General features: G+C 49.8%; 16 protein-coding genes. 8 read left to right on the forward strand and 8 right to left on the reverse strand.

Translation table 11 applies throughout. The annotated features are described in order from the left end of the window. Positions 1 to 10: 10 nt before the first annotated feature. Positions 11 to 2,203 carry a catalase gene (locus tag IEY24_RS13280; RefSeq protein WP_188932793.1) on the forward strand — a complete coding sequence of 731 codons (2,193 nt, stop codon included), beginning with the start codon at positions 11 to 13 and terminating at the stop codon, positions 2,201 to 2,203. A gap of 52 nt (positions 2,204 to 2,255) precedes the next feature. Here the strand turns inward: IEY24_RS13280 and IEY24_RS13285 are convergent, their stop codons facing one another. The 4 genes from IEY24_RS13285 to IEY24_RS13300 form a co-directional block, all read right to left on the reverse strand. Next, on the reverse strand, positions 2,256 to 2,726 hold the full coding sequence (locus IEY24_RS13285) for an ankyrin repeat domain-containing protein (protein WP_188932795.1): 471 nt from the start codon (positions 2,724 to 2,726) through the stop codon (positions 2,256 to 2,258). Between the two features lie 184 nt (positions 2,727 to 2,910). Continuing rightward, a complete protein-coding gene (locus IEY24_RS13290) occupies positions 2,911 to 3,240 on the reverse strand; it encodes a DMT family transporter (RefSeq protein ID WP_188932797.1) in 330 nt (109 codons plus the stop codon). Between the two features lie 73 nt (positions 3,241 to 3,313). Continuing rightward, entirely contained in the window at positions 3,314 to 3,877 is a 564-nt protein-coding gene (locus IEY24_RS13295) for a Crp/Fnr family transcriptional regulator (RefSeq protein WP_188932799.1), read from the reverse strand. A 6-nt stretch (positions 3,878 to 3,883) separates the two neighbouring features. Continuing rightward, the gene (locus IEY24_RS13300; protein WP_188932801.1) at positions 3,884 to 4,243 is read right to left on the reverse strand and encodes a DUF4180 domain-containing protein; all 360 of its coding nucleotides are present in this window, start codon (positions 4,241 to 4,243) and stop codon (positions 3,884 to 3,886) included. A 443-nt stretch (positions 4,244 to 4,686) separates the two neighbouring features. Between IEY24_RS13300 and IEY24_RS13305 the strand changes: the two genes are divergently transcribed. The 3 genes from IEY24_RS13305 to IEY24_RS13315 all read left to right on the forward strand — a co-directional run bounded on the left by IEY24_RS13305 (position 4,687) and on the right by IEY24_RS13315 (position 7,455). Beyond that, positions 4,687 to 5,898, forward strand: a complete 1,212-nt coding sequence (locus IEY24_RS13305) for a sensor histidine kinase (protein ID WP_188932803.1) — start codon at positions 4,687 to 4,689, stop codon at positions 5,896 to 5,898. Then, positions 5,891 to 6,304 carry a response regulator gene (locus IEY24_RS13310; RefSeq protein WP_188932805.1) on the forward strand — a complete coding sequence of 138 codons (414 nt, stop codon included), beginning with the start codon at positions 5,891 to 5,893 and terminating at the stop codon, positions 6,302 to 6,304. Before IEY24_RS13305 ends, IEY24_RS13310 begins: the two co-directional genes overlap by 8 nt. Before the next feature lie 179 nt (positions 6,305 to 6,483). Then, complete coding sequence (locus IEY24_RS13315) at positions 6,484 to 7,455, forward strand: glycosyltransferase (RefSeq protein WP_229222238.1); 972 nt, start codon at positions 6,484 to 6,486, stop codon at positions 7,453 to 7,455. Between the two features lie 15 nt (positions 7,456 to 7,470). On the opposite strand, the gene IEY24_RS13320 is transcribed toward IEY24_RS13315, so the two are convergent. Further along, the gene (locus IEY24_RS13320) at positions 7,471 to 8,367 is read right to left on the reverse strand and encodes a DMT family transporter (protein ID WP_188932807.1); all 897 of its coding nucleotides are present in this window, start codon (positions 8,365 to 8,367) and stop codon (positions 7,471 to 7,473) included. A 376-nt stretch (positions 8,368 to 8,743) separates the two neighbouring features. On the opposite strand from IEY24_RS13320, the gene IEY24_RS13325 reads away from it, so the two are divergent. Continuing rightward, positions 8,744 to 9,859 carry a transporter gene (locus IEY24_RS13325; protein WP_229222240.1) on the forward strand — a complete coding sequence of 372 codons (1,116 nt, stop codon included), beginning with the start codon at positions 8,744 to 8,746 and terminating at the stop codon, positions 9,857 to 9,859. A gap of 81 nt (positions 9,860 to 9,940) precedes the next feature. Here IEY24_RS13325 and IEY24_RS13330 read toward each other — a convergent pair whose 3' ends face one another. The 3 genes from IEY24_RS13330 to IEY24_RS13340 form a co-directional block, all read right to left on the reverse strand. Further along, positions 9,941 to 10,522, reverse strand: coding sequence for a DJ-1/PfpI family protein (locus IEY24_RS13330; RefSeq protein ID WP_188932809.1), 582 nt, complete (start codon positions 10,520 to 10,522; stop codon positions 9,941 to 9,943). A gap of 81 nt (positions 10,523 to 10,603) precedes the next feature. Then, positions 10,604 to 11,239: an SCO family protein gene (locus IEY24_RS13335; protein ID WP_188932811.1), complete on the reverse strand. Its 636-nt coding sequence runs from the start codon at positions 11,237 to 11,239 to the stop codon at positions 10,604 to 10,606. Positions 11,240 to 11,362: 123 nt separating this feature from the next. Continuing rightward, complete coding sequence (locus IEY24_RS13340; protein ID WP_229222242.1) at positions 11,363 to 11,755, reverse strand: hypothetical protein; 393 nt, start codon at positions 11,753 to 11,755, stop codon at positions 11,363 to 11,365. Positions 11,756 to 11,959: 204 nt separating this feature from the next. Between IEY24_RS13340 and IEY24_RS13345 the strand changes: the two genes are divergently transcribed. The 3 genes from IEY24_RS13345 (at position 11,960) to IEY24_RS13355 (ending at position 13,652) form a co-directional block, all read left to right on the forward strand. Next, entirely contained in the window at positions 11,960 to 12,544 is a 585-nt protein-coding gene (locus tag IEY24_RS13345) for a TetR/AcrR family transcriptional regulator (protein WP_188932813.1), read from the forward strand. A 70-nt stretch (positions 12,545 to 12,614) separates the two neighbouring features. Next, a complete protein-coding gene (locus IEY24_RS13350; protein WP_188932815.1) occupies positions 12,615 to 13,025 on the forward strand; it encodes an OsmC family protein in 411 nt (136 codons plus the stop codon). Between the two features lie 123 nt (positions 13,026 to 13,148). Then, positions 13,149 to 13,652 carry a methylated-DNA--[protein]-cysteine S-methyltransferase gene (locus IEY24_RS13355; RefSeq protein ID WP_188932816.1) on the forward strand — a complete coding sequence of 168 codons (504 nt, stop codon included), beginning with the start codon at positions 13,149 to 13,151 and terminating at the stop codon, positions 13,650 to 13,652. The last annotated feature ends 83 nt before the right edge of the window (positions 13,653 to 13,735 follow it).

Here is a 13,735-nt window from a genome sequence, read left to right on the forward strand (position 1 = left end):
ATCAACAACTATGGCGAAAAGAAAAGCGCAACAAAATCCGGAAGTTGACCAGCCGGAAAACGACAAGGTCAGGAGCCTTGCCCAGCATATGGAAGATTCCACAGGCGAGCTGATGAATACCAATACGGGCGTCCGTGTCAACGACGACCAGAATTCCCTTAAAGCAGGCGACCGTGGCGCTTCCCTGCTCGAAGATTTCATTCTCCGCGAAAAAATAACCCATTTCGACCACGAGCGGATACCCGAGCGGGTAGTACACGCACGTGGCTCGGGCGCGCACGGGGTTTTCAAACTCTATGAACCGCTCGCGCAATATACCAAAGCGCAATTTCTCAACGATGCCTCCATTGAAACACCGGTTTTTGTCCGGTTTTCAACCGTTGCGGGGTCGAGGGGCTCTACTGACCTCGCCCGCGATGTGCGGGGGTTCGCTGTTAAATTTTATACACAGGAAGGCAATTTCGACCTCGTCGGGAACAACATGCCAGTGTTCTTCATCCAGGATGCCATCAAGTTCCCCGACCTTGTACATGCCGTAAAGCCCGAACCCGACAACGAGATCCCGCAGGCCGCCTCCGCGCACGACACTTTCTGGGATTTCATATCGGTTATGCCCGAGTCGGCTCACATGATCATGTGGTTAATGAGCGACCGAGCCATTCCGCGCAGCTACCGCATGATGGAGGGTTTCGGTGTTCACACATTCAGGCTCATTAATGCGGAGGGGGTGAGTCATTTTATAAAATTCCATTGGAAACCGTTACTGGGAGTCCACTCGGTGGCATGGGACGAGGCTCAGAATATTTCGGGTAAAGACCCCGACTTCCACCGCCGCGACCTTTGGGACGCGATCGAGCGTGGTAACTTTCCTGAATGGGAGCTGGGCTTGCAGATTGTGCCGGAAGAAGACGAATTTAAATTTGAATTCGATCTGCTTGATCCCACGAAAATCATCCCCGAAGAGCTCGTTCCGGTTGTCAGGATCGGAAAAATGACGCTCAACCGTAATCCCGAGAACTTCTTCGCCGAAACCGAACAGTCGGCCTTCCATATCGGACATGTGGTACCGGGTATTGATTTTACCAATGACCCATTGCTGCAAGGCAGGCTGTTTTCCTACACCGATACCCAGCTGATCCGCCTCGGTGGGCCCAACTTTCAGGAAATCCCTATTAACCGGCCTATTGTTCCCGTTCACAACAACCAGCGCGACGGCTATATGCGCCAGACGATCAACCGCGGCAAGGTCAGCTACGGGCCCAACTCCCTGGGTGATAACTATCCGTTGCAGGCCAAAGCGTCGGAAGGCGGGTTTACTTCCTACCCCGAAAGGATCGATGCGAGGAAAATAAGGGCACGGAGCAAAAGCTTCCTGGATCATTTCAGTCAGGCAAAACTGTTCTTCAACAGCCAGTCTGACCCGGAAAAGAACCATATAATTGAAGCATTCAGCTTTGAATTAGGTAAAGTGCAGTCTAACGATGTACGCCGCCGGATGCTCGGTATTCTTTCAATGGTTGACAAAAGCCTGGCAGCGGCAGTAGCATTTGCACTTCGGCTTTCCGTTCCCGAAGATCCAGAGCTCCCTATGAACCGCAGCATTCCCGCCGACGCCGACCCGGCCGATTACGACCCTATTATTGTCGAAGGCTCGCTCACTGCCTCATCCGCGTTGAGTATGGCTAACAGCCCGAAAGACAGCATTAAAACACGGAAAATAGCATTTCTGGCGGCTGATGGCGTGGATAGCAATTCCCTTAATTCAGTAAAAACGGCCTTGGAAGCAGAAGGCGCTATTGTGGAAGTGATCGCCCCAAGGCTGAATTACATCTTGTCCACAACCGATGAGGAAATCCATGTGCACCACAGCTTCCTCACGGCTGCGTCCGTGCTTTATGACGCAGTGTATGTGCCGGGAGGCACCAATAGTGTGGCAACCGTAGAGGCCGATGCGGACGCCGTCCATTTCCTGAACGAGGCATTCAAGCATTGCAAGGCCATTGCGGCGGATGCCGGCGCAATGCAGGTAATCGAATCGACCTACTTCGCCAGAAAAATTCCGGCGGATTTCTCGGACGATTCGGTGCTGTTGGACGGCATCGTCATCAGCGATGATACGGCTAAACTCGCAAAGCAATTTATCACCGCTATTGCCCAACACAGGTTCTGGGAGCGGGAGAAACCCAGAAAAATCCCTGCATAAAGGAGCTTGGAATCAAATCAGTTTGCCGTCGGTTCAAACCGACGGCATTTTTTTATGCAAGTAAGGTGATGGCTTCCTGGTTGCCTTGTTGCATCGCCAGGTCGAATGCGGATTGGCCCCTGACATCCAGAACACCAGCATCCGCTCCGCTTTCGAGCAGCAATTTCACCAATTCATTACGGCCAAACATCGTAGCGAACATCAGTGCCGTGCCGCCGTTACCGTGCTGGCTGTTCAGGTTTGCGCCATGGCGGATCAACAGGGACGCCACGTCCGGAAGTCCTTTGAATGCGGCGCCCATCAATGCGGTGTTTCCGCCATTATCTCCCGCGTTCACATCCGCACCCGATTCCAGCAGGAGCTCCGCGGCTTCCGGGCGGTTGTTATAACATGCTATCAGCAATGGCGTAAAGCCCTTTTCATCCCGCACATTTACGTCGACACCCCGGCTAAGCAGCTCACGGATCACTTCCAGGTTCCCTACCCGCGCCGCATGTATCAATACATTTGTGTAGTCTTCCATTATCAACTGGTTTTGGTTTCAATGCGCTTGCTACGGATCTAAATCTATACCAGCGATGAAGTCAGGATATTTCGAAGCGCGGGCTCTGCCGTTTTTTCGCTGGATGGGGGCGTAAATTCCACAAGCATTTTCAGGATAAGGGAAATGAACGGGAAACAGAAAAAGCAAGCCTCCCGTAAGATTGTCAATGTTCCGAAACCATTTTCAACCCGGCGATGGAGAGGATTAATGAGGAAATAAAAAATATCCGCCAGAAGCTGACCGGATCTTTAAATACCAATATACCCACAAGCACAGTTCCCACGGCGCCGATACCCGTCCAAACCGCATAAGCAGTACCGATCGGAAGCGTTTGGGTCGCTTTGAGCAGCAACGCCATGCTCACAGTCATGGAAATGAGAAATCCTGTAAACCATAAATACATTTCGTTTCCGCTTGTTTCACGGACTTTTCCTAAACAAGAGGCGAATACGACCTCGAACAGGCCTGCAACGATCAAAATAATCCAGTTCATAACATTTTGTTTTTTTAACAAAGGTCCCGCTCCGGATCGACAAAAAATTTTACAAATGATAAAAAACAAACCTTTACCTGATATCCGCACGGATCCGGCTAAGGCTGACCTGCGTGATCCCCAGGAAGGAGGCGATATGGCACAATTGCACGCGGTGAAGCAAATCGGGGGTGGCCGACATTAAATCGAGATACCTTTCCTGTGCTGTTTTGAACTGCATGGAAATGAGCCGCTCCTCGGTTTTGATCAGCTCCTGCCCTATCAGCTTGCGGCCCCAGTTGGCAATGTGAATATCGTTCGCGAAAAGTTCTTCCAGGTCCTGCGCTCTCATCTGGTAGAGCTCGCAGGCTTCCAGCGTTTCGATGTGCTCGTAACCCGGCTGTCCCGAAACGTAGCTTTTCATCGAAACCACCACATCGCCTTCTTTTCCAAACCAGAACGTGACATCGCCACGGTCCGCGTCCGAATATGCGCGAACAATGCCGCTGCGGATGAAATAGAGCATCTTTTCGACCCTGCCTGTGCGCATGAGCATATGACCTTTGGGATACCGGACTTCGGAGATGCGTGCTTTCAAAGCCTCTCTCGACTGCGGCGGTAGCGGGTGGAAGTGTTCCAGGATTTCATCTATTTCCATCACGCATCATATTGATAGTTTCGCGACAGCTTCCTCTACCGAAGACAAAAAGTTGATTTGCCTTCCTTTATTGCTTTCAAAAATGAAATCGCGGAGGCTTTTGCTTTCATAGCGGGCAAAATCACCTACAATGGCGAGCCGGACGCGGTATGTGGCAAATTTTTGTAAAATTTCGCCCGCCATACCGGTTTTGAGATCGAAGAAGTCCGGCGTGATGTTGGGTTCGTGCAGGATCATCTCACCGTAGCCCTGGTAATACAAGTCTACCATTAGTTGCAGGCTGTCGTCGGGTGTGCGGATGAGAACTTTTTCAGAAGTGACCTCTGCAATCGTAGTTCCGTTCTGTTGATGGAGTTGAATATTCATAACGAAAATATAGCCATGCGGTTTATACGTGGCGGTGTGCTAAGATAGTCAAAAAGCACTCCGTGAGGCATATTTAGCAATTGAACTTTTTCTACATTGAAAAATATTTATTCTATTCGTCGTTTTGTTTTAAAGCGATGAATAATACAAGTAGCGCTTACAATCAGCATTGGCTCGCTGCTCTGTATCTGATGCACCGAAGGCATTATTACCATACAATCGGCCATTAATTGCGGCCTCAATCTCAGGACAACCCACAGCCCCAAATCCACACCGCGGGGGCTTCGCGACAACCTCTCCGATACATTAAAACTATTTTTACAAACTAGACCGAATAGTATTTTTACGGCACTGGCCGGGCTAATTTGCAAAACAAATCAGCGGTTGTTTAGCACGAAATTTATCATTAATATTCGAATTACACCCCCCGCTAATAATGATTCATGACCCTCGAAGATGCAAACCTGCAAGCAATTTCAAATGACCGTATTCCGCTTTGCCGTACGGGCACGGGACCGCTGAAAGCAAACCAGGCAGGGCTGGCCGAGCAGGTGCAGGAGTTTTTCCGGGGACTATTCAACAAATCTGAATGGCCTGCCCGCTGGTACTGCGGTTCCTGGTCGGATTTTCACGGCTGGCTTTACATTATCTCGGACATTCTCATCTGGACAGCCTATTTCCTGATACCTATTTTCCTTATCCGGTTCATTCAGAGCCGAAAAGATTTCCCTTTCCCAAAAACGATCTGGCTTTTCGTCGCATTCATCCTCTTGTGCGGCACCACGCATTTGATCGACGCACTCATATTCTGGCTGCCCGTGTACCGTGTCAGCGCGTTGGTCAGGTTCGGCACGGCCATCATATCGCTGATAACCGTTTATTATTTATTCAAAATATTTCCCAATGTGCTGTTACTAAGGTCTGTGTCTGATCTGCAACGGGAAATAGACGAGCGGACTTCGGTGGAAGAAAAGATGGCACAGAAGAATAGTCAACTGCAAAGTTTTACCCACATTTTGTCCCATAATCTGCGCAACCATTCAAGCAATATTGCGCTGCTCGCGGATTTTGTCGATGAATCCACGCTTACCAAAGACAATGAGGAGCTGTTCCAGAAGATCAAAATCGTGTCGAAACACCTGAATGGAACGCTCGACGATCTTTCGCAAGTGATCAAAATCCGCGATAACCATCTGGAAGGCGAATTATTGAATATCAGAGAGGTTACCCAGCAGGTGCTGGGTGTGCTCGACGAGAGCCTTCACGCGAGTCAGGCGCAGATCGAGATGGACTTTCAGGAAACGGAGATTACATTCCCGCACATTTACCTGGAAAGCATTCTGATGAACCTGATATCCAACGGTATTAAATACAAGAAAGATGGTGAGCACCCGGTAATCAAACTTCGGTTCTACCGCGATGAAAGGGGTTTTAAAACACTGGAATATAGCGATGAGGGTAAGGGTATTGACCTGACCCTGCATGCCGACAAGGTTTTCGGCTTATACAAAACTTTCCATAAACACGAAGATGCTCATGGAGTTGGCTTGTTTTTAATTAAAAATCAAATAGAAGCCCAGGGCGGAGACATTCAGGTTTTCAGTGAGGTCGACGCGGGAATTACATTTAAAATTACTTTCAACGAAAATGCTTGAAATCCTCTGCGTAATTGATGACGACAAAATCTTCACTTACCTGCTAAAACGAATTATTGAAAAAGCCAAAATAGCCCGGGAGATCATTTTTTTCGAGAATGGCCGTGATGCCCTCGATTACATTTCCCTCAACCGCGAAAACACGCTGAAACTCCCGCAATTGATATTGCTCGACATTAATATGCCTATTCTCGACGGTTGGCAATTTCTGAACGAATATGGAAAACTGAAACCGGACGTGCCTCAGCCAATATCGATTTGCATGATGAGTTCTTCGGTCGAGGTGGACGATTACAACCGGGCGATGGGTTCGGGACATGTGATGGATTACCTGCAAAAGCCTGTCCAGATACCTTCGCTGAAACAAGTTACCGATCGCGTACTGCTATTCCTTGGCCCGAAATAGCGGCAGACTTGCTACTTTTGCCTTATTACTAAAAATCTACCGAACTGCCATTCCGTATCCTTATAGCGCCGCTGGACTGGGGACTGGGACATGCCACGCGCTGCATCCCTGTCATCCGGTACCTTATTGACGAAGGATGCGAGGTCACCATTGCCGCTTCGGGTGCTACGGCGGCATTATTGCAAAGCAATTTTCCCGATCTGCCGCAGTTGCCCCTTGCCGGTTACAACATCACGTACAGTCGTAGCGGCGGCACTTTCGTTGCGAAAATAGTAGCTCAAATCCCCAAAATCCTGGGAGCGATCGGGCGCGAGCGCCAGTGGCTTCGCGAAATGCAAGCCAGGCACCGGTTCGATCTGGTCATCTCCGACAACCGGTACGGATTGAAAATAAAAGGGTTGAGATCGATTATCATGACCCATCAGCTGAATATTATTACCGGTTTAGGGATGGGCACCGACTGGCTGATGCGGAAACTGCATTACCGCATCCTCGAAAAATTCGACGCATGCTGGATCGTTGATGTACAGGAAAACGGCGGACTGGCCGGCAAGCTATCGCACCCGCCTCGCATTCCCTCGAATGCACGTTATATTGGCCTGCTATCGCAATTGCGGTCTTCGGCTACGCCCCCGCCAGTTCAAAATAACAGCATACTGATCTTGCTATCAGGGCCGGAACCCATGCGGGAGATGTTGGAAGAAAAGTTGTTTCGGCAAGCCGCGTCTGCCACCGATTACCATTTTCACATCGTGGCCGGTAATCCCTCGGGCGCGGCACGAACCAGGCTGCCTGCGCACATTACGTACGTTACGCACGCCAACGCGGAGGAACTTGCAACAACACTCGCTGACGCCCGACTTGTCATTTGCCGAAGCGGTTATTCCACGTTGATGGATCTGGCGATGCTCGGAAAAAAGGCATTGCTGATCCCTACACCCGGGCAGTCGGAGCAGGAATATCTGGCTCGGCATTTACAGTCGCAGGGAATCGCTTTGAGCAGGCAGCAAGCCGCTCTCGATCTAAAACAGGATATTCCGGAAGCATTGGGTTACAATGGTTTCAGACTGCAAGGCTATCAGAGCCAACCCAATGAGCTGCGAGAGGCGATCGATAGCATACTCAGGCAGCCGGGACACCAGTCGGCCTAGTGCCCCGGCTTGCTGTTAACGGGTACCAGCCACTGCAGAACCGGCTCTGTGCGCCCGCATTACGTGCAGCATTTGCAATACCACCGATAATATGATCAGGGCCAGGCCGAGGTAAAACGACCAGCGGAGTTCCTTGTTCTCATGATAGATGAGTATGGCCAGTATAATCGTGTAAACGGGTTCCAGGTTCAGGCTAAGGTTGACTGTGAATGCCGAAATGCGGCGCAGCACCTGGGTTTGCAACATATACAACACCACCGTGCAGAAAAAAGCCAGCAATAGCAGGTAACCCAGGTCCGACCATGAAGGTATGAGTGTTTCGACCGGAAAAAAATAGCCATACAGCGGCATTAGCGGAGTCAGCGCAATGCCTCCGCCGAGCATCGCATACATAGTGGCAGTCTCGCTTTTGAAAGAATGCGCCAGCCGCTCGTTGGAGATCATATAGAGTGACCCGAGCGCCGAAGAAATCACGCCGAGTGTGATACCGATGCGGTACCGGGCATCGAAACTAAAAATCAAAGCAATGCCCAGAAGCGTGAGCAGGCTAAGCAGCAACTCGGAAAGCACGAAGGCCCTACGGTTGATCAGCGGCGAAAAAATAGCCGTGAAAAAACCAGCCAGCGAGAAGCAAACCACACCTACCGAAATATTGGAATACTTGATACTACCGTAAAAGAAGATCCAGTGCATTCCGAGAAAAAGCCCAGTCAATGAAATGCGGGCAAAGTCGCGGAATGCTATGCGTTCGAGCTTTTTGGTTGCGGCGAGGATCAGCAGCATCAGAATTCCCGCGAGCCAAATGCGGTACCACGACAGCAGGCCCTCATTGACGGTGATCAGTTTTCCGAAAATACCGGTAAATCCGGCGAGCACGATGGCTATATGCAGCTTGATGAAAGCTTGTTTCATTGTAATGCTTGTTCAAAAGGTATAAAATGGACATCGGACGCTGCGAAAACAGCGCAAACCGGTTAAGCGTAACCCACAACGGGGCTAAGGCTCAACAACCCTCATGAACAATGGTAATAGCAACATTGCCTCCCGAAGAAACGGGAAGTACCAAAATAGATTCCGGTCGTTAAGCCGTTCAGGCTACCGGAGGAGGCGAAATGCAGAAAAGAAGTCTGTTCTCGGACATGGTATTTGAAATTATCCTGCAAAAATAGGGCAATTTATATGAAGACCAACCCCGGGCTTCATTTTCCTTTTCAACCGGGAAATATTGTACGATATTCTCATTTTTTTACACTTATTTTACCATTCAGGAAAATTCACCAAATCACTTATGAAAAGACAATTACAACTATCAATCGCATTGTTATTGGCACTTTGCGTTGCTCAACGTACATTTTCTCAAGGCTGCGTGGCCATTCGTGGCACGGGTAACGCCTGCATGATCGCCCATGCCGACAGCAACGACCATGCACAATGGGTAGTCACGACGAGCGGACGCTATTTCAAGTCGTTCCGCCATTTTTCAGGTAAAACTGAGAATAAGGAGCGCCTCGTACAGCACACCGAGGTGATTAACCACACGGCTTCGATCGACATTAACATCATGCGCGTTCTCAACGATCGCTGGTCATTAATGGTCGACCTCCCGATCATTTCAAATGCGCGTTCGTCACTCTACGAGCACGGCCTGGTCGCTGGTGCCAATAAATTCAACGAGCGGCACAGCATGCATTCTTTCGGCATCGGCGACCTGCGTATTGCAGCCTACCGCTGGCTTTTAGATCCCAAGAAGAGCACTCGCGGGAATATTCAACTGGGTCTGGGCATTAAATTACCGACCGGGGACTATGACTACCAGGATTATTGGTACAATGTCGGCCCGAATGGTGCGAAAGAGCTTCGTACCGTCGACCAGTCGATTCAGCTCGGCGACGGCGGAACCGGCGTTACAGTGGAATTGAATACATTTTATAACATATTCCACAATTTCGGCGTGTATGGCAATTTCTATTACCTCGTAAACCCACGCGAGCAGAATGGCGTACGTACCTACCGTGAGACCTTGTCGCCCCGCCTGGCCAACGAGGCCATCATGAGCGTTCCCGACCAGTACATGGCACGCGGCGGTTTCAGTTATTCCCTTAACCCGGTGTTGAAAGGCTGGGCTGTTGCGGTGGGAGCGCGTCTGGAAGGTATTCCGGTACACGACCTCGTAGGCGGCAGCGGCGATTTCCGCCGACCTGGCTACGTGTGGGCCGCAGAGCCTGGCATCACTTATTCCGGCGAGAAATTCAGTTTCTTCGCGACGGTACCGGTTGCATTCGTCAGAAACCGCACACAAAGCGTGACCGACAAGGAGTATTCCGACAAATCGGGCACATTTGTACGTGGCGATGCCGCATTTGCAGATTACTCGGTCAATGCGGGCGTTTCGTTTAAATTCTAATTCGTTTTTGAATACAAAATAAAATGGCCAGACCTGCGAATCGCATAGGTCTGGCCATTTTATTTTTAAATACAACCTTTCTTAAAGGCCGCTGATCTGAACGCCCAGCAACTTGTAAAACTCTTTCAGAATTGCCGGGTGGCCGGGCCATGCAGGTGAAGTAACGAGGTTACCATCCACAACGGCCTGATCGGCCGGGATATTCTTCCAGGTACCGCCAGCCAGCTCGATGTCCGGCCCTATCGCGACATAGGCCGTCAGTGTGCGGCCCTCCAATACTCTCGCGGCGGTCAATATCTGGATTCCATGACAGATCGCGGCTACCGGTTTGTTTGCTTCAAAGAAATGCCGGGTGATTTCGAGCACCCGCTTGTTGAGGCGCGTGTACTCGGGCGCACGGCCGCCCGCGATGTACAATCCGTCGTATTCTACCGGGTTAATACCTTCAAAATCAGCAGTAATTGCGAAACGGTGACCTGGGGTTTCCTTGTACGTCTGATCGCCAACGAAATCATGGACGGCCGTTGGCACGGTGTCGCCTTTCTTGCGGTCAGGCGCCAGGGTATCGACCTCAAATCCAACGGAAAGCAAAGCCTGGTATGGCACCATAGCTTCATAATCTTCGACATAATCCCCTGCCAGCAACAGAATTTTCTTTGACATAACGGTTTAAGTTTAGTGATTTAAGAATTGCTTAAAGCTACGCGAAAAACGGCCTTCTGGTTCCTGCCAAGAGCCATTTCTCTATTCATATTCTTTGAGCAAAGTCCGGATATCGCGGATGAGCTCGTAGGTCCCTTCGTCGGTGGTGCCGTCGTACATACCGCGGATGTGGCGATCCTTGTCGAGCAGCACGAAATGTCCGCTGTGGAGAAATCCGCCGGGCGATTTGGCATCTTCGGCCGCGGTAATGAGGTAATGCTTTTGTCCAATTTCGTAAATCTTCCCGCGGTCGCCTGTTACAAACTGCCATGTTGCATTGCGCACGCCAAGGTCGTTTGCATAGGTTTTGAGCACTGCGGGCGTGTCGTGTTCCGGGTCAATGGTATGGGATAGAATGCGTACGGTCGGATTGTCCTTCACTTCGTCGTACACTTTGAGCATGTTCTTTTTCATAACGGGACAAATCGTCGGGCAGGTGGTAAAAAAGAAATCGGCGATGTAGATTTTGTCTTTAAAATCCAGCTCGGTTACCGGCCGGTTATCCTGGTTGGTAAACGAAAAGGCGGGGATCGAAGGGTAGCTCTTTTCTCTGATGGATTTTCCCGCAACCGTCCTGGTAATGGTTTCGGGTTCGCCCAGGTAGGGCAGTTTACGGTCTTCGCAGGCAAGCAGCAATGCCGCTGCCAGCAGACCGGCGATCAATCGTCGGGTATGCATGGTAATTGTGATATTAGAATAAAGGAAATAGAATTGAAGGCGCTGCAACAGAGAGCGCATAGAGATTGACCCGGCTCAAAAACCCCGTATTAAGCCGGAATTCGAGCCTGAAAACGTCGCTAATTAGCCCAAAGGTGGATGAAATATCTCCGAAGCAACGGAGGGCGGAAGGAACGGCGAAATATAGCTGAATGTGACCGCCAAATTCGTTTCAAAGTACTCAGGCGATTGGAAAATGAACGGCTTGCCCGTATCCATTACCTGGAAGAGCAGGTTAGCCATATAGCTTTGCTCCGCCCGGCGCTCTTCCTGTTTTTTAGCCTCGACCACCTTTTCGGCAAGGTAGCATTTGCCCTCGCAGACCACGATAGGATTGTCGCGGTTTATGCAGAGGTTGGCAATAATATATTCCTTCCGCAGCTCGTAGTCGAGGTAAACCAAAGGAATAACCCACGCTTTGACAAGCATAAGGAGCACAAAGCCCAGGGTGATCCATTGTTTAACAGAGGCCTTCAAGCGTAAGGAAAGCGATTTTGATACAAACGAACTGCCCGGCAAAGCTAACGCCCAATCACTGAGATAACAAATCCGAGCGTATTCATTCCCCTTCCTCCCCTTCTCCCACCTCATTCCTTCAAAAAAAATCTCAAAAAAAAATCACTTTTATTTTGTACCAATTAGTAAAGTATTATACATTTGTAACATCAAACAAAAAGAGCAATGGCAGGCAGACCCAAAATATATGACGAAACAACGATCCTCGACAAGGCGGTGGAAGTCTTTTGGGAGAAAGGGTACACCAACGCCACTGCCGACGACCTGCTCCTGGCTATGGGCATCGGCAAAGGAAGTTTCTATTTCGCATTCAAAGGCGGGAAAGAAGAATTGTTCCGGAAGTCGATGGAACGGGTTGTCGAACTGAATTTTAATGCGATCCGCGAGTCGCTGGCGACTTGTGAAAATCCGGTCCAATTCATTAGGGATTTCTTTTTGTCGCTTGCTGGCAACGATTCGCCGGTCGGCAATAAGGGCTGCTACTTTGGTAACGCATTGATACAGGTATCCGCCGACGATTCAGGCTTGAAAATGATTGCAGCAAAGTACCTGCATCTGCTCGAAGAAATATTTACCGAAGCCATTCAGAAAAGCAAGGATCTGGGATTGCTTCAAACAAATGAACCAGCCGGGGCACTCGGTACTTACCTTGTAAATCTTTGGAACGGCCTCAACGTAACGCGCAGAATGGAACCCGACCAGCGAAAACTTGCCGAACTGGTGCGGATGAATCTCAATATCCTTAACTAATTTTTTTGACCAATTTTGTACTATTTAGTACAGTTTATTTAAATCATTTTCAATTTCAAACTCCAAGATCATGAAACGCAAAGCAACAGCAGTATGGAATGGTGACATCAAAACAGGCGCAGGACATATCACAACCGGAAGCACCGTCCTAAACAAAACACAATATTCGTTCAACAGCCGCTTCGCCGACGGCATCGGCACTAATCCTGAGGAGCTGCTTGCCGCGGCTCACGCAGGCTGTTTCACCATGAAACTCGACCTCGACCTGACCCAGGCCGGCTACACCGTCGAATCACTCGAAACGCAATCCGTTGTTACACTGGATAATGGTAAAATCACGAAATCGGAACTGACGCTAGTAGCCAAAGTGCCTAACATTTCGGACGAAGAATTTCAGGTCATCGCCAAAGGTGCCGAAGAAACATGTCCCGTCAGCCAGGGATTTAGTTTTGAAATCGTTTTGACTGCGACTTTGGTGTAGCCCGAAGCGACACAAACGAACGGCATCCTGGCCTCAGTCCGGATGCCGTTCGTTACGTAGCAGCAATAGTCAGAACCAATAAAATCCATTTTTTTGTTGCTAGGTGACAACATGCAGCGAATCATGGATATTTTCTTTAAAAGAATGGCTTCGCCGACAGGCACACTGACGCTGATTGCCTCAGACAATGGTCTAAGAGCTGTGCTTTGGGATTATGACGATACGGAAAAGTCGAGCATCGACAGTGGCATCGAAAATCCGGATCATCCGTTACTGCTCGAAGCCGAGAAACAATTAAACGAGTATTTTGCCAGGAAACGCAAAACTTTTTCCCTGCCACTCGATTTTATCGGCAGCGACTTTCAAAAACAGGTCTGGGAAGCTTTACTAACCATTCCATTTGGTGAAACGCGGTCGTATGGCCAGATAGCCCGCCAGATTGGCAACCCCGATTCCGTGAGGGCCGTGGGCGGGGCAGCTAACAAGAATCCGATCCCTATTATCGCTCCCTGCCATCGCATGGTAGGAGCCAATGGCAAGCTCGTGGGCTTTGGGGGCGGATTGGCAAACAAAGCACTGCTGCTGGAACTAGAAGCGCCATTCCGTCAGACCACGCTCTTCGAGTGAGGCGGCGAAAACAGGTAACCGAAAGTTAACCTATTTCACTTTCGGGATTTATTCTTACCTTTGCAACATTAATCACCAACCGG

It is taken from the genome of Dyadobacter endophyticus, from assembly GCF_014641595.1.
Lineage (GTDB): Bacteria > Bacteroidota > Bacteroidia > Cytophagales > Spirosomataceae > Dyadobacter > Dyadobacter endophyticus.